The 16774-nt window shown below is 61.5% G+C and carries 11 protein-coding genes and 2 pseudogenes; 2 read left to right on the forward strand and 11 right to left on the reverse strand.

All coding sequences use genetic code 11. The features are described from left to right. Positions 1-2 precede the first annotated feature (2 nt). The 5 genes from BPRO_RS12560 to BPRO_RS12580 all read right to left on the reverse strand — a co-directional run bounded on the left by BPRO_RS12560 (position 3) and on the right by BPRO_RS12580 (position 5636). Positions 3-1010 carry an ABC transporter ATP-binding protein gene (locus BPRO_RS12560; RefSeq protein ID WP_011483443.1) on the reverse strand — a complete coding sequence of 336 codons (1008 nt, stop codon included), beginning with the start codon at positions 1008-1010 and terminating at the stop codon, positions 3-5. Continuing rightward, the gene (locus BPRO_RS12565) at positions 1010-2044 is read right to left on the reverse strand and encodes an ABC transporter ATP-binding protein (RefSeq protein ID WP_011483444.1); all 1035 of its coding nucleotides are present in this window, start codon (positions 2042-2044) and stop codon (positions 1010-1012) included. Before BPRO_RS12565 ends, BPRO_RS12560 begins: the two co-directional genes overlap by 1 nt. Before the next feature lie 19 nt (positions 2045-2063). Beyond that, entirely contained in the window at positions 2064-2984 is a 921-nt protein-coding gene (locus BPRO_RS12570) for an ABC transporter permease (protein ID WP_011483445.1), read from the reverse strand. Between the two features lie 2 nt (positions 2985-2986). Then, positions 2987-3964: an ABC transporter permease gene (locus BPRO_RS12575; RefSeq protein ID WP_011483446.1), complete on the reverse strand. Its 978-nt coding sequence runs from the start codon at positions 3962-3964 to the stop codon at positions 2987-2989. Between the two features lie 76 nt (positions 3965-4040). Continuing rightward, a complete protein-coding gene (locus tag BPRO_RS12580; RefSeq protein WP_041388806.1) occupies positions 4041-5636 on the reverse strand; it encodes an ABC transporter substrate-binding protein in 1596 nt (531 codons plus the stop codon). Positions 5637-5787: 151 nt separating this feature from the next. Between BPRO_RS12580 and BPRO_RS12585 the strand changes: the two genes are divergently transcribed. Beyond that, positions 5788-6981, forward strand: a complete 1194-nt coding sequence (locus BPRO_RS12585; protein WP_011483448.1) for a M20 aminoacylase family protein — start codon at positions 5788-5790, stop codon at positions 6979-6981. A gap of 9 nt (positions 6982-6990) precedes the next feature. On the opposite strand, the pseudogene BPRO_RS12590 reads toward BPRO_RS12585, so the two are convergent. The 4 genes and pseudogenes from BPRO_RS12590 to BPRO_RS12605 form a co-directional block, all read right to left on the reverse strand. Then, positions 6991-8118: pseudogene (locus BPRO_RS12590) on the reverse strand (phospholipase). A 187-nt stretch (positions 8119-8305) separates the two neighbouring features. Next, the gene (locus tag BPRO_RS12595) at positions 8306-10603 is read right to left on the reverse strand and encodes a spermidine synthase (RefSeq protein ID WP_011483449.1); all 2298 of its coding nucleotides are present in this window, start codon (positions 10601-10603) and stop codon (positions 8306-8308) included. Further along, complete coding sequence (locus BPRO_RS12600) at positions 10600-11487, reverse strand: phosphatase PAP2 family protein (RefSeq protein WP_232291399.1); 888 nt, start codon at positions 11485-11487, stop codon at positions 10600-10602. The genes BPRO_RS12595 and BPRO_RS12600 overlap by 4 nt, the downstream gene beginning before the upstream one ends. 390 nt (positions 11488-11877) lie before the next feature. Next, complete coding sequence (locus BPRO_RS12605) at positions 11878-14289, reverse strand: Tex family protein (RefSeq protein ID WP_011483451.1); 2412 nt, start codon at positions 14287-14289, stop codon at positions 11878-11880. 201 nt (positions 14290-14490) lie between these two features. Here BPRO_RS12605 and BPRO_RS12610 point away from each other — a divergent pair, with 201 nt between their 5' ends. Beyond that, positions 14491-15012: a hypothetical protein gene (locus tag BPRO_RS12610; protein ID WP_011483452.1), complete on the forward strand. Its 522-nt coding sequence runs from the start codon at positions 14491-14493 to the stop codon at positions 15010-15012. A gap of 255 nt (positions 15013-15267) precedes the next feature. On the opposite strand, the pseudogene BPRO_RS30480 reads toward BPRO_RS12610, so the two are convergent. Both BPRO_RS30480 and BPRO_RS12615 read right to left on the reverse strand, forming a co-directional pair. After that, positions 15268-15378: pseudogene (locus tag BPRO_RS30480) on the reverse strand (IS5/IS1182 family transposase); the annotation flags it as partial. A 14-nt stretch (positions 15379-15392) separates the two neighbouring features. Continuing rightward, a complete protein-coding gene (locus tag BPRO_RS12615; RefSeq protein ID WP_011483453.1) occupies positions 15393-16769 on the reverse strand; it encodes an IS4-like element ISPosp1 family transposase in 1377 nt (458 codons plus the stop codon). Positions 16770-16774: the final 5 nt, after the last annotated feature.

Raw genomic sequence — 16774 nt, forward strand, 5'->3', positions numbered from 1 at the left:
GTTCAGTGTTGATCGTTCAGGTGACAGGCCGAAAAATGTGTCGGTGCCACCTCTTTCAGGGCAGGCTTTTCAGCACTGCAGCGCGGCATGGCATGCGGACAGCGCGGGTGGAAATGGCAGCCAGGCGGCGGATTCAGGGGCGACGGGATCTCGCCCTTGACCGCGAAAAATTCTGTTTTACGCGCTTCCAGCTTCGGCGCCGATGCCAGCAGCGCCTGCGTGTAGGGATGATTCGGGTGGGCAAACACGGCATCGGCGGGCGCCGACTCCACCACCCTGCCAAGGTACATGATAACCACGCGGTCTGAAAGATGCCGGACCACGCCGAGGTCGTGGCTGATGAACAGATAGGTCAGGTTCAATTCATCGCGCAGGCGAATGAACAGGTTCAGCACCTGCGCCTGGATGGAGACATCGAGCGCCGCAACGGCTTCATCGCACACCAGAAATTCCGGCTGCACCGCCAACGCCCGCGCAATGCCGACGCGGGCCCGCTGGCCGCCTGAAAACTGGTGTGGAAAGCGGCGCAGGACGGCAGGGTCCAGGCCGACCCGCTGCAGCAGCGCTTCCACATAGCCGGACTGCTCGCTTGCGGTGATCAGCTTATGTGCGACCGGTGCCTCACCGACGATATCGAGCACGCGCATGCGCGGGTTCAGCGACGCGTACGGATCCTGAAAGATCATCTGGATGCCGAGCTGCTTCTTGCGCCGCTGCGCCGGCTCCAGCCGGTCGATGTCCTCGCCTTTCCAGCGGCGCGTCCCGGACGACAGGCCATGCAAGCCAACTGCCATCCGGCCCAGCGTGGATTTTCCGCAACCGGATTCGCCCACCAGGCCAACAACTTCGCCGCGTTCAATGGTGAGGTCGACCTCGTCAACGGCATGGACGATTTCCTCTTTGGCGCTGGCACCCAGCAGGTTCGCAATGCGGGCGGCGGTATCGAGCGATTTGACGAAGCGCTTGCTGACATTGCGCAATTCCAGCAGGGATTCCCTTGAGTTTTCCATCAGGCAGCCTCCACCGGTATGGCCACCGCTTCGGTGACCGGATGAAAGCAGCGCAAGGCGCGGCCATCGAAAATCTCCAATGCCGGCTGAATGGTGCAGGCGGCGCTCGCCCGGTCGCAGCGTTCGCGAAAAGCACAGCCGGTCGGCAAATTCAGCAGCGACGGCGTCATGCCGGGAATCTGCCGCAAGGGCTGGCCGCGCGGATTGCGCGAAGGCGCCGACGCGATCAGGCCGTGGGTGTAGGGGTGGCGCGGCCGGTCAAGCACCTGCTCCACGGTACCGCTTTCCACGATTTTTCCGACATACATCACGCACACCGTATCCGCCAGTCCGGCCACCACCGACAGGTCATGCGTGATCCAGATCAGCGCGGTACCCGATTCACGGCAAAGCTTTTGCATCTCGTACAGGATCTGGCCCTGAATCGTGACATCGAGTGCGGTGGTCGGCTCATCGCAAATGATCAGGTCGGGCTTGTTGAGCAAGGCGATGGCAATAGCCACGCGCTGACGCATGCCGCCGGAGAACTGGTGCGGATACGCCAGCAGCCGTTCGTCCGGCGACGAAATCCCGACCCGCGCCAGCGCGTCGCGGGCCATCGCGCGGGCAGTGTCCTTGCTGACCGCATGATGGGCGAGCACCGCCTCCATCATCTGGGTGTCGATGCGCAGCACCGGATTCAAGGTCATCATCGGATCCTGGAAAATCATCGCGATGCGGTCGCCGCGCACCTGGCGCATCTCTTCGGGCGGCAAGCCGCGCAGCTCGCGGCCCTGCAGCAGGATGCTGCCCTCAACGACCCGGCCCGGGCTGTCGATCAGGCCCATGATCGAGTAACCGGTCATCGACTTGCCGGAACCGGACTCGCCGACCAGCCCCATGATCTGGCCGGGTAGGACCGAGAAAGACACATCATCGACCGCCTTGACAATGCCGGCGCGGGTGCTGAACTGCGTTTTCAGATGGGCGACGCTGAGCGTCGGTATCTGGGTCGGTATCTGGGGCGGTATCCGGGCTTGGGTTGAAGTCGTCATGGCGGTTTCCAGGCGGTTTTTATTGCGTCTGCAGCCGCGGGTTCAGCACATCGCGCAGCTGGTCCGCCACCAGGTTGATCGCCACCACCGTCAGCAGCAAGGCAATGCCGGGGAAGAAACTGATCCAGTACTTGCCGGACAGCAGGTACTGAAAGCCGTTGGCAATCAGTAATCCCAGCGATGGCTCGGTCACCGGCAGGCCGAGGCCGAGGAAAGACAAGGTGGCTTCGAGCGAGATCGCCGAAGCCACCTGCAGGGCGGCAATGACGATCAGCGGCGGCAGGCAGTTCGGCAGCAAATGCCGCAGCATGATGCGGGCCGGCGACAGGCCGAGAGCTGTGGCCGCTTCAATGTATTCTTTCTTGCGCTCCACCAGTGCCGCACTGCGCGCCGTGCGCGCATAGTAAGCCCATTGCACGGCGACCAGGGCAATGATGATTTTGCCGACACCCTGCCCCGTCAACGCCAGCAAAATCAGCGCGATCAGGATGGGCGGGAATGACAGCTGGATATCGGCGATCCGCATGATGAAGGCCTCCAGGCGCCCGCCCGAATAGCCGGCCAGCAACCCCAGCGTCAACCCGAGCAGCAAGGCGATCACGGTGCTCGAGACGCCGACCATCACCGAAATCCGGATGCCATAAAGAATGGCCGACAGCATGTCGCGGCCCTGCTCGTCGGTCCCGAGCAAAAACGTGAGCTGGCCGTCGACCGATGCCTTGCCCGGCTCCAGCCGGGAATCCATCACGTCCAGGCGCGACAGGTCATACGGATCCTGTGGCGACAGCCACGGTGCAAAGCTGGCGGCCAGCACGATCAGCACCAGCAGGACGAAACCAGCCGTGGCGATTTTGCTGCTGAAGAAGTTGCGTGCGAAACGCCGAAAAGGCGTTTCCACAAATGGTGTTTCGACAGCGGCGCGCTGCGGTAGGTCTTCCATGCTCAGCCTTTGCTATCGGACAAACGTACACGCGGATCGAGCAGTGAGTAGACCACGTCGACCACCAGATTGATGGCAATGAAAATCACCACGATGAGCATCAGGTAAGCCACGATCACCGGGCGATCCAGGAAGCGGATCGAGTCAATGATCAGCTTGCCCATGCCGGGCCAGGCGAACACCGACTCCGTGACGATGGCAAAGGCGATGATCGAGCCGAACTGCAGCGCGATCACGGTCACGATCGGGATCAGGATGTTTTTCAGCACATGCACGCCAATGATGCGGCGATTGCCCAGACCCTTGGCGCGGGCGAACTTGACGTAGTCCTGCAGTAGCGCCTCCTGGGCGCCGGCGCGCGTCAGCCGGATCACCAGCGCAATATTGAAGAGCGCCAGATTGAACGCCGGCATCAGCAGGTGCTTGAGCCCATCGAACGACAGAAAGCTGACGGGCACACCCAGCAGCAATTCGGTCGGGCCGCGTCCGCTGGACGGCAGCCAGCCCAGCTGAACAGCGAACACCATGATCAGCATCAGGCCGACCCAGAAAGTCGGCAGCGAAAAGCCCAGAATGGAAACAGCCATGATGGTCTTGCCGGCGATGCCATTGGGCCGCAGCCCCGCCCACAGGCCGAGCGGAATACCGAGAACGATGGACAGCACGATGGCAAACACCGCCAGCTCCATGGTCGCCGGCATGCGCTCGACGATCAGCGTCAGCGCCGGCGCAGAGAAGGCGAATGAGCGCCCCATGTCACCGGCCAGCGCGTTCTTCACGAACAGAAAATACTGCTGCCACAGCGGCTTGTCGAGGCCGAAGGCCGCAATGGTGCGGGCCCGGTCCAGCTGGTCGGCATCGGGACTGATCAGCATGTCGATGGGATTGCCGATCGCATACACGCCGACAAACACCAGCAGCGACATGACCAGCAGCACGACGACGCTTTGCAGCAGCCGCCGAATGATGAATACGAGCATCGAATAACCTGAATAACTGGGCTACGGGAAGCTGAAAAATCCGCCCGGTGTTTGCGGGCGGATGGTGGTCAGTCGTTTATTGCTGGATGAACCCGTAGGCGTGCGTACGCTCATCCGTGCGCGGAATGTAGGCAATTCCTTTTTTGGTCGCCCAGGTCGTGACCTGCTGATGAATCGGAATGAGGCCGCCATCGTTGATGGCAATGGCGCTGGCATCCTGCAGCAGCGCCAGTCGCGCCTTGTCGTCAACCGTGTTCAGGGCTTTTTGCAGCAGCTCATCCATCTTCGGGCTGCAGTATTTGAGCCAGTTGAAACCGCCCAGGCCTTTGGCCGGGTTGTCACAGGCCAGCAGGGCACGCAGCGGCGAGGAGACTTCGCCGGTTTGTGCGCCCCAACCCAGCAAACCCATGGAGTATTCACTTTTGGCACCGCGGGCTGAATACACCGACATCGGCAAGCCTTCAACCTTGGTGGCCACGCCAATGCGCGAGAACATCTGCGCAATGGTCTGTGCGATTTTTTCATCGTTCACATAGCGGTTGTTCGGTGTGTGCAGCGTCAGCCCGAATCCGTTCGGATAACCGGCCGTCGCCAGCAGCTTTTTGGCACCGTCCGGGTCGTACTTGACGGACTTCAAGGCCGGGTTGTGGCCGAACAGCGTTTTGGGCACCAGGTTGTTGGTGGGCTCCGACAGCCCTTCCATCACGCGGTCACGAATCGCCTCGCGGTTGATCGCCATCGACAGCGCGGCGCGCACGCGCTGGTCCTGCAGCGGGTTCTTGTCGAGGGCCTTGCCGTCCTTGTCGGTCACAAACGGAGACTTGTCGCGCTTGGTGTCGGGGTACAGATAGATCAGGCGGTGCGAGACTTTGGAGTACAGCGCAATGCTGGCATCGGAACGCACCTTCGCCAGGTCAGGCGTTGGCACGTTTTCAATTGCCTGCACATCGCCGGCCAGCAACGCCGCCAGGCGCGTTGCACCATTCGGAATGAAGCGCATGGTCACTTTGGACCAGGCCGCCTTTTTGCCCCAGTAACTGTCGTTGCGATCAAGCTCGATCCGGTCATCCCTCTGGTACCTGACAAACTTGAAGGGGCCGGTACCCACCATGCCCTTGCCGCTGGAAAAATCATCGCTCGTAATGCCCGTGGTGGCCTTTTTGGACACGATGTAAACGGAGGTCAAGTCGGCCAGCATGAGCGGGTAAGGCTCCTTGGTGGTGAAGCGGATGGTGTAGGGGTCGATGATTTTCTTGTTGATGATGGCCTTGGTGTAGACATCGAACTTGCCGGGGCTGCCAACGATGGTCGAGGGCCTGTCCATCGACCAGGCAATGTCTTCGGCGGTCATCTCGCTGCCATCGTGAAACTTGACGCCTTTGCGCAGCTTGAATTCCCAGGTCAGGTTATTGACCAGCGTCCAGGACTCGGCCAGACCGGGAATCACCCGGCTGTCGGCATCCATGGTAACCAGGGTTTCAAACACATGATCGGAAACATTCAGGTTCGGAAACAGGTTGTAGAAATGCGGATCCAGCGAGGTCGGCGGCGAGCTCATCGCCAGCTTGAATTCCTGCGCAGAGGCCATGGGCGCGGTGACCGCAAACAGTGCGGCGAGCACCAGCCCGAGCAAACCATTTTTCCCCGATTTCGATGCTGACGACAGACGCATAAAGGTCTCCATGAAGTTAAAAACACCCTGGAAGGTGTAGGCGTAATATACACATCTTGTATACCAAATCTGCTGGTAGAAGCCCTGCCTTTGCGCAAAAACCCAGCAGCAAAATCGGCAAACCCACTTTTAGTCATTCACAGGAATAGCCATGAAATTGATTGATCCCATCGTTGAATTCCATTCCGAACTGCAGGCCATACGACGCAATATCCATGCCCACCCGGAACTTTGCTATGAAGAGCAGCGCACCGCCGATATCGTCGCCCAAAAACTCACCGACTGGGGCATTCCTGTCCTGCGCGGCATGGGCGTAACCGGTGTTGTCGGCGTCATCAAGCGCGGCACCGGCACGGCGGCCATCGGCTTGCGCGCCGACATGGATGCGCTGCCCATGCAGGAATTCAATACCTTTCCCCATGCCTCCAGGCACGACGGCAAAATGCACGCCTGCGGCCATGACGGCCATACCGCGATGCTGCTGGGCGCGGCGCATCACCTGGCAAAGTACGGCAACTTCGACGGCACGGTTTACCTGATTTTTCAGCCCGCCGAAGAAGGCGGTGCCGGTGCCAAACGGATGATGGACGACGGCCTCTTCGAGCGCTGCCCGATGCAGGCGGTCTACGGCATGCACAACTGGCCGGGCGCGCCGGTCGGCACCTTTGGCGTGACGCCGGGGCCGATGATGGCATCGTCCAATGAATTTGAAGTCATCGTTCGCGGCAAGGGGGCGCACGCCGCGCAACCTCACAAAGGGACGGACCCCATCATGGTGGCGGTGCAGATTGCACAGAGCTGGCAAACCATCGTCTCGCGCAACAAGAACCCGATCGATGCGGGTGTGCTTTCCATCACGCAGATCCATGCGGGCAGCGCGACCAATGTCATTCCCGATGATGCAACGCTGATTGGAACGGTGCGCACCTTCACCATCGAGGTGCTTGATCTGCTGGAGCAACGCATGCGCGAGGTTGCCACCCACACGGCCGCCGCCTTTGGCGCCGGGGTTGAATTCAACTTCAAGCGCAATTACCCGCCGCTGATCAACCACCCCCAGCAAACCGCTTTTGCCGTTGGCGTGCTGCAACAGATTGTCGGCATCGACCAGGTCAATGCGCAGGTCGAACCAACCATGGGCTCAGAAGATTTTGCCTTCATGCTGCAGGCCAAACCGGGCTGCTATGTATTCATTGGCAATGGCGAGGGCGATCACCGCGACATGGGGCACGGCCTGGGCCCGTGCAATCTGCATAACCCGAGTTACGACTTCAATGACGACCTGCTGCCAATTGGGGCGACTTACTGGGTTCGCCTGGCTGAGGCCGCGCTGCCGGCGGCTTGAGCAGCCCTGTCAAAGACGGCCGACCAGCGCCATGTCCGGCCGCGCCAACCAGGCCTGCCACTCATGCGCCAACTGCTGACTCGCTGCAGCCGCCCTGCTCCACGCGCTCATCCGCGCCTGCAGATCGGCGCCATAGCGCATGAAGTCCGTCCGGTCGGGCAGTTTTCCGTTAGGCAGCATCTTGACCCACTGGGGGTCAGGCGCGAGCAGCACCATGTTGTCAAGAAAATGCGTGGCCTTGTGCCGCCATTTGAGGCCCTTGTCGAGCCAGCCCGGCACCACGGCTTTCTGGAAGTGGGGGTACAGCACCAGGCCGGTTTTTGCTGAGGGCTCAGGGCAGTCTTTTCCTTTGGACCGCGTCGCATCTTCACCGCCCGCTATCAAGTCAGAAGCGTAGTTCAGGTGCAGGTGGTAGTCCGTGATGCCGCCGTCCCAGTAGGCGCCAGGCGGTGCGCCGGGAACGTTGTGCACCGACTTGAGCATGAAGGGGATGGAGCAGCTGGCCTGCAGCGCCGGATTGAAGTTCGCTTCTTTGAGCGCCACCTGGCGTGTCCGGTAGTCGCTGGTGGAAAATGGCAAGGGCGCACCCTGGCTGGAAAACACCACCCGCTCCAGCCACGCGCCCATGGCCTTGCGGTGCACGGTGTTGGTCACGAAGGCGCCCAGATAACCGAGCGGGGTGCGCAAGCGGTGCTCTCGCCTGAGCAGGTGGCGGCCGCGCGACGTCACGATGTGCAGCTTGTAGCGCGGGTGTTGCAGCACCTCCTGCAATCGGCCACCATAGAAGTCCTGGAGGCTCTGACCAACTGCGCGCTGGGCCGCTTCTGGCCCGGCTGCACGTCAAAGTGCTGGCGGATGTAGTCGTTCTCCAGACGCTGGAAAGCTTGCGCCGGATCATTCAGACACGCAGTCGCCATGCGCCACGCGCCACGCGCCTATCGAGGCACCCACCAGATGCACCGGCTGCGAGCTGGAGGCCAGCCAGTCACCAAAAATAAAGCGGTCCAGCGGCCCGAGCACCAGGCCCTTCGGCCCGCCTGCCGCGGCAGGCACCACCCGCACATCCTGCGGACGCAGGCCATGTTGCTCGATGTGCCGGCGTGCCTGCGGACCGGCGTAAAGGCGAAGGGCTCTCATGGGATGTCTGTGGCGGGTGTCAGCGTTTTGTCGCGTCGCCGACAGTGTGAGATATGAATGCTTGCTGTGCAATTAATAGCGAATAGCGGCCCCAAGAAACTGATGGCTCGTATGACTTATTTGAGCACTTTTAGAGCCGCTAGCCTGTCATTGGCAAGACACCCCCAGGGGTGCTCCTTTGCCGTACTCATTGCTTATCCCAAAAATAACGCCACTCGGTGCCCATGTTGTCGTCCGTCACGAGGGTCTGGCCGGCGGTGCGTGCCAACACCTGCGCGCAGGGCTCAATCCAGTCGCCCGGGGCGTCCGGCACGCTCCGGGCGTGCACCGCATCTGGCTGCGTTTGGCCTTCGAGCGCCATCAGCCGCTCCAGGCCCTGGGCGTGCTCGGGGCGTGAGAGGTCGAGCATGGGCCGGCCATCGATGCGGTAGGCTTCAAGCGTGCGCCGCCACCGTATGAAGTCCCAGTCTATAGGTGTAGACGACAGCAGCAGGTGGTTGGTAAACCGCGCTCCGTGATTGAAACTCATACAGCCTGTGCGCTGAACCCGGCTGGAGTTGGTGGTGTTGTAGAACACGACGCCCCTCGGGTTCAGATGCTCCTTCAGGATCGCGTGGAAGTCGGCCGACAGCAAGTTCGTCGCGTTGGCGCGGAAGTGAAATGTGGTGTTTATAACGATCGCGTCGAAGCGCCGATGTGCATTCATCCTCAACCAGCGGCGGCCGTCATCCGTTACCAGCCGTACCTTGGGATGGGTCAGCACCGAAGCGACGCTGGTGTTGCCGGCTATGAGGCCCACATAGCCTGGATTGATCTCGACGATCGTGAGCAAAGTCACCTCGGGGTTGTTGGCCAGAACCTGAGCCCATGAGCCGGACGCGAGCCCGATCATCAGCACCTCGCGCGGCGCCGCATGGAACAGGCTGAGCGCATACGGGCGCACGATGCCGTTCACATCCCGGATCAAATCGACGTTGAAGTGACCGTCGTACGCCCCATTGCCATAGACAGTGCCCGAGCGATCGACCGTGACGATACCGCTGCGGTTTTCCACGACTTGTGCGAAGGCGACCTTGGCCTCGGGTCCGCCTTTCCATTGAAGCGCCTCCAGCACTTTGTCGCTGGCCCAAGGCAGGGTCAGCACGGCCAGCCCACCGGCCAGCGCAATAGAGCCCGCACGTCCGAGGTTGGCGCGGCGCGACGTCGGGATCGCCAGGCCCAGGATAAGCGCGCACCCCAGCCCCGCAACGACGAGCAACTGACCGACTTCCACCAAGCTCAGGTGGTCCATCAGCACAAAGCCCGTCAGCACCGAACCCGACGCGGCACCAAGGATGTTTGCAAGGTACAGCAGCCCGGTTCGCATGCCGGCCTGCGCGTCGGCGGCAACGCCGAGGTGCGCCAGGCATGGCAACACCAGACCCCATTGGCGCGCCAGCAGGTACACGAGCAGCAGGCCCACGCCGAGAATCCCGCCATTCAGCCACGCCAGGTGCGTGAGTACGGGCAGGAACGCGAACCCCACCAGGCTGGCGATGAGCAAGCCGCGCAGCATTCGGCGCATCAACACCTCGCCGCCCGGCCCCGCGCAGGCTTCGCCACCCAGCCGGGCACCGGAAGCCAGACCGATCAGAAAGGCCCCCAGCGTCGTCGCGAACGCGAACGAACTGCTTCCGCTGGCGTAGGACATAGCGCGAAAAAAGAAAATCTCGTACGACAGCGAAACAAGGCCCCCAGCGCCCGCCATCGCCAGCACAACCCCGAACGGCAGGCTGGTGCGAGGTGCTAGAGTTGCTGGCGACGGCTCGGGTTGCGCGACCGCGCGACGTACACGGCGACGATCAACCTCATGCGCCGAGACAGCCCCCAACGCAACCGCTGCGTTGAAGGCCACGGCAATCAGTACCGAGCTTTGCATGCCAAGCAACGGGAACAGCAGCACCGCACACACCAGGCAGGCAGCACCTGCGCCCAGGGTGTTGACATAGTAGAGTTGCCCAACCGCACTTCCGACGTTGCCGGAGCGCCGCACCAGGTGACCCACCAGCAGCGGCAGCGTCGCGCCCATCAGCAGCGTCGGCACCACCACCAGGGACAACGTTACCAGCGCCGTCAGCGGCAATGGTGCACCAAGGACCAGGTCGCCGACACGCTCGAAAATGGACAGTGAGAACAGCCCGAACGCGCCAGTGAGCGTCTCGATGGCAGCAAGCAGCAGCAGGAGCGGAAGGCCCTGGCGCTTCGACAGCCAGCCGCCCGCCAGCCCGCCGAGGCCCAGGCCGAGCATGAATGCGGTCACTACAATCGTCACCGATTCAATGTTGACGCCGAGGATGCGGAACAAGGCGCGCTGCCAGACCAACTGGTAGATCAGCGCCGGGAAACCCGAGAAAAAAAAGAGCACGCACAGTACGCGAACTTGCTGGCCCGGCGCTGCTTCACGGTGCGGCGGATCGCCGGACAACGCGACTGCGGGACGGTTCATCGGCGCAGGGTTCCCAACCCGCTCGCCGGCAGGGCCTTCACGGCCATCGCGGGGCGCGCGCCGCGCCGACGGTCAAGCTCGATCAGTCCGATGGCCAGCACGACACCAGCCAGCACGTCGACGAAATAGTGGCTTCCGTCGATCGGCGTCGATGCCAGCATTGCGGCGTTGAGGACGACAAATGCCGGCAAGAGGCGAGTTCCACGCATGGAATGGACTAGCAGCACTGCCATCGCTGAGTGCAGCGATGGGATCGAGATCAGGCCTTGCATGTTGCCCAGCGGAATGTCGCGCAAGTGGCCATCGCGCAATAGTTCGAAGTGGGACAAGGACGACAGGTTGAAAGGACCTGGCAGAGCATAATATTTCCAGGCCCCGGCCGCGGGAAACGGGCCCGACAAGATAATGGTCAGCAGCGTCGCGACGATGAACAAACGCATGAACTGATCGAGCCGTTCAGCCCGTGCAGTGAAACCGAGGAACAGAATCACAAATACCAGTTGAATCAGTCCACTCTGATAGGCAAAGCGAAGCGTCGCTTGTGCAGTCGGGTGGCTCTGGAGCCAGGATTGCAGCGCCAGCCAGTCGAAGCCCAGCGCACGATCCCACGCCGCCAGCGGCGCATCAATCAGCGCGGCGTTCGTGCTGATGACCAAGTAGCTTAACGTCGCACCAGCAGCCTGGAAGACGATCAACAATGCAGCAACCCGCACTGTGGTGTGGATACGGAGGTCGCGGCGATATCGGCTGATCGCCAGAGGTGCAAGGAAAGCTGCCGCCGCCAACGCGATCGCGGCAACGCCGCGCCCGGATATCGACCACCCCCCAAGCAGCAACCAGACGGCGTCGATGAAAAGCACGATCCAGGTAAGCGTCCACGCCATACCTAGCTGCCTCGCGACCCTAAGTCCGGGCTCAAGGAGTCCCGCGCTCGGTGTACTGCGCATATTTGCCATTAAGGCCGCCCATAACGGGTGTCGGACCCGCCAGCGGTACCCAAAAACAAAAACCGCGCCGAAGACTCTGGCAAGATACCCGGACCCGGACATGGCTTCCCTGCCTGCGGCTTCGCTGGTTCCGGGACCGAAATTGCCTGGAGATTGAGGGGCACGTCGCTACATCCTGTTTGAAAAGTTACAGTTCGGCCGTTGCGGTTTATTTTGTGGTGTTTTCCGATTCAGTGCAACTTTTCAGTGATTCGACTGCAGATTGAACCTGAAGTCGGCTGAATGGGGGTAGTTCCCAAGTTCCCATCCTTGCCGGTCGATTCTTGCCTACTTCTTGAGCGCCGCCAGCTTGCTGAACGCAGACTCCATCGCGGTTGCCGCCGAGGGCTGAGGTGCATTAGGTCGCGCGCCGTAGCTGCCGCCTCCACGGCTCTGCGACCCTGGCCGTGCGCTCTCAAAACGGTTATCCCGTGGACCATCACGCCTTGGGGGTGCGTCGCCCAGCTTCATGGTCAGGCCAATGCGCTTGCGCGCCACGTCCACCTCGGTCACGCGCACCTTGACGATGTCGCCGGTTTTCACCACCTCACGCGCATCGTTTACAAACTTGTTGGCCAGCTGGCTCACATGGACCAGGCCGTCTTGGTGCACGCCAATGTCCACAAAGGCGCCAAACGCAGCCACATTGCTGACCGTGCCCTCCAGCGTCATGCCCTCCTTTAAATCCCTGATGTCTTCCACGCCCTCATTGAAGCGCGCAACCTTGAAGTCGGGGCGTGGGTCGCGGCCCGGTTTTTCCAGCTCGGCAATGATGTCCCTGACGGTAATCACGCCAAATTTTTCGTTGGCAAACAGCTCGGGTTTGAGCGTCTTGAGCATTTCGGCGCGGCCCATGAGCTCAGCCACCGGCTTGCCGGTGTGCGCCATGATTTTTTCAACCACGGGGTAGGTTTCAGGGTGCACGCCTGTCATGTCGAGCGGGTTGCTGCCTGGACCCTGGGTACGCAGGCGCAAAAACCCGGCGCTCTGCTCAAAAGTCTTGGCGCCCAGCCCTGTCACTTTCAGCAAGTCGGCACGGCTGGCGAACGCGCCATTGGCATCGCGCCAGCGCACCACGGACTTCGCCACGGTCTGGCTCAGGCCAGAGACGCGCGCCAGCAGCGGCACGCTGGCCGTGTTCAGGTCCACGCCCACGCTGTTCACGCAGTCTTCGACCACCGTGTCCAGGCTGCGCGCCAGATCGCTCTGGTTCACGTCATGCTGGTACTGGCCGACGCCAATCGATTTCGGGTCAATCTTGACAAGTTCGGCCAGCGGGTCCTGCAGGCGGCGCGCAATGCTCGCCGCGCCGCGCAGGCTCACGTCCACGTCAGGCATCTCCTGCGAGGCAAATTCGCTGGCGGAATAGACCGAGGCGCCGGCTTCACTGACCACAACCTTTTCAATTGCCTGCTCGACCTTGGCCATCAGCTTGATCAGGTCGGCCGCCAGCTTGTCGGTCTCCCGGCTGGCCGTACCGTTGCCAATGGCGATCAGGTTCACGCCGTGTTTTTCGCAGAGCTTGGCCAGGGCATGGAGTGAGCCGTCCCAGTCCTTGCGCGGCTCGTGCGGGTAGACCGTGGCGGTTTCCACCAGCTTGCCGGTCGCATCGACCACCGCCACCTTCACGCCAGTGCGAATGCCCGGATCCAGGCCCATCACCACGCGCGGGCCAGCAGGGGCCGCCAGCAACAGGTCACGCAGGTTGTCGGCAAACACCTTGATGGCGACCTTTTCGGCTTCTTCGCGCAGGCGGGTAAACAGGTCGCGTTCCAGCGAGAGGCTGAGCTTGACGCGCCAGGTCCAGGCCACGCATTTGCGGATCAGGTCGTCAGCCGCGCGCATCTTGTGGCTCCAGCCCAGGTGCAGCGCAATCTTGCCTTCGGCCAAAGACACCGTAGGGGTCGCCTTCGCTCCCGTGGGTTTGCCGGACTCGGGTGGCTCCGGCAGCACTAGCTTGGCATCCAGAATCTCCAGCCCGCGGCCGCGAAACACAGCCAGAGCGCGGTGCGACGGCACGCGGCCGATGGGTTCGTCGTAGTCAAAGTAGTCGCGGAACTTCGCGTTGTCGGGGTGGTTCTCGTCCTTGCCCGTCACCATCTTGGATGAAAACAGGCCCTCATTCCACAGCCAGTTGCGCAGTGACTGCACCAGCGCAGCGTCCTCGGCCCAGCGCTCGCTCAAGATATCGCGCACGCCGTCAAGCACAGCCTGCACCGTGGTGAAATCGCTAACGTTGTGAGTGTCGCTTTCGTTCTTCTCAGTCTTCACAAAGGCCACGGCCTCTTCCGCCGGATTCAGCGAGGGATCTGCAAACAGCTTGTCGGCCAGGGGCTCAATACCCGCTTCGCGCGCAATTTGCCCCTTGGTGCGGCGTTTGGGTTTGTAGGGCAGGTACAGGTCTTCCAGATCCTGCTTGGTGGCCGCCAGCTCAATGGCCGCGCGCAGTTCAGGGGTGAGTTTGCCCTGCTCTTCAATGCTTTTGAGGACCGCTTCACGGCGCTCTTCGAGTTCGCGCAGGTAGCCCAGCCGGTATTCCAGTTCGCGCAGCTGGATATCGTCGAGCCCGCCAGTGGCTTCCTTGCGGTAACGCGCCACAAAGGGTACGGTGGCGCCGCCGTCCAGCAGTTCCACAGCTGCCTTGACCTGGTGCTCCTGGACTTTGATTTCTGTAGCGATCTGGCGGATGATTTTTTGCATGTTGAGAAAGAGAATTGGGGGCTGGAGCCATGAATGCGGGCTGGCATGGGGCCACCCCGCCACAGGGCGGGCCAGCGTCCGCAAACTGACGCTGAGGGTCGGCATTGTCCCACAGCCAAAAACCATCGGGACATTCATACTCACCAGTGACCTGGACACAAAATTTCACAACTGTTTTTGCAACCACTCCGGGAGACACGCATGCGTTTACGCACCCTTCTTTTAGTTCTGGCCATTATCCTGCTGGCAGCATTTGCTGCGTTGAATGTAGATGAGTTCACGCGCGTCAGCATGCTGAGCCTGGGCTTTACCACCATCCAGGTTCCGCTGGGCCTTGTCATGCTGTTGCTGCTTGTGGTCGCTACGGTCGTTTTTCTCGCCAGCACGCTTTACATGCAAAGCACCAACCTGCTTGAAACCCGGCGATATGCCCGTGAGTTGAACACCCAGCGCGAGTTGGCCGACCGGGCCGAAGCCTCGCGCTTTACCGAACTGCGCAATTACCTCGAGGTACAGGCCATCGCCGCCCAGCAGCGCGAGTCAGCTACCGGCACCGTACTGGCAGAGCGCTTTGCGCAACAACAGCAGGCCTTGCTGGATCGCATCGAGCAGTCAGACAACACGCTGGCCGCTTATATGGGCCAGCTGGAAGATCGCCTGGAGCGGCGCGCCGGCGGGTACAACAGCCGCGCGGACGACAGCGTCAACACCCCCCTGGTTTGACGCATTCACCCTCCGGGGGGAGCTTGGCCCGTCCTGAGCATGTCGAAGGAGGATGAAGCTGGCGAGGCAAGCATTTGTCAGCCAACACAGGACAGGCCGAAAGGCAGCACAAGCGCACCAGCTTTTGTCTGAAGGCTACGCTAAATAAAAACCGTCAAAGCGACCATTCGGGATGATTGCACCGTAGTTTCGTGCAAACGGTCCTGTTATGGCCCTCGGGCCTGTTGTATGAGGTTTTTCAGCCCTTTACCGCCCTCATGAACGAACCTGTGCCATCAGTCTTGATCGGCTAAGGTAAATATTGGCCAGCGCCAAGGCATTAAGCGCCCGGGGATCGTTCTTTTGCAGTCCACGGTAACGTCCCTTAAACGGAATGGCACTTACTTTGGCTCCCAGTCGTGACCATGTATCTTGATTTTCCGGCGAGCATACGCACGCGGGACCTTTAGCCACGGGTAGGGTTTGGGTCGTCGCTTTCGCATTCGCGGCTCCATGCGTGCGGATCGATTGCCCACCCTGCACTGGGCGATCAATGTGAACAGCCGCCCGCCTTCCTTCGTGGCCGACAGACCGCGCGAGACCCACTCGGTCCACAGTTGTACGGTGTGCTTGAAGCTCAGCTCACGCGGGTCTATGCCGACATTGCGGGCGGCCTGCGCCATGAGCAACCGAATCACGTTGTAGGCCAGCAGATGAACCCATAGCTGTTTTTCGTTCATCTGCGGCGTCTGGCAGCTCAGCACATCCATGCCCGTGGTGGTCTTGAGGTTGCGCAGATCGAGTTCGACGTTCCAGCGACGCGCGTACAGCGCCGAGAGATCGTTCTTGCTGACCTTGCGATAGTCAAGCAGTGTGGTGACCAATACCTGGTGAGCTACTTTGACTTCGCGCACCGTTAGCTCATCGGGAAAGCCCGTGTACTGCTCAGGCGTCATCCACTCTGGGCGGGGCGGTTTAGGCCAGCGCACGATGTGATCGCGTGGTCCCAGCGACTGACCACGGCGAAAGTCGGTGATGCGCGATCCGTTTTGCTCGAACAACACATCCACGCCTGCGGCCATCAGGGAGGCGATCAAGAAATAGTTGCAGTACAGGGCATCGGCAAGCATCACATCACCTGGGCAGAAGCCTGCGAGCAGACGGCGCACAAGCCCGAGTTCGCCGCTGCCCTTGCCGCTGTGTGGCCCTACCGCCATATCCAGCGCCGCGCCGGTTGCCAGACAAATCACCATGACCAGTCGCGCCAGCGGAAAGCCTACTCCAGGCGCCTGGGTGCTGGGCTGGGGATAACGTTCCTGGTTCTCGGGAGTATCGGGCATCGAGATGCCGGTGCCGTCCACCAGCTTGACCGCGCGCCCACGCCATAGCCATTGCGCCAGCGCCTTCTCGTGGAGCAAGCGGCCTGTTTCGCGTGTCAGCGTACCGACCATCTCCAGCGGCAGGCGCTGGCGAGCCCGGCAGTACCCGCCGGTACGAACGCTGCATGGCCTCAAACCATCGGCCGCGCGTTGCGCGGCCCAGCCATTGACCGCCTTCTGGCACGAGCCATCAGCCTCCAGCACCTGGCGCATGAACATCGACAGTGCAACCGTGGGCGGATACAGCCGCTCGCGGTGCTCGGGCAGCAGCGCCTCGGTCGTCTCCAGCAACTCAGGACTCGTCAGTACGTTGAAGAACTCCACCGCATGCGTCGCCTTGGTCTGGCGTTTGATACGGACTTGACGTTGATGAAAAGCGTTTCGGGCGTTACGATCCATGGTGG

This window comes from Polaromonas sp. JS666, from assembly GCF_000013865.1.
In the GTDB taxonomy this organism is placed as follows: Bacteria; Pseudomonadota; Gammaproteobacteria; order Burkholderiales; family Burkholderiaceae_C; genus Polaromonas.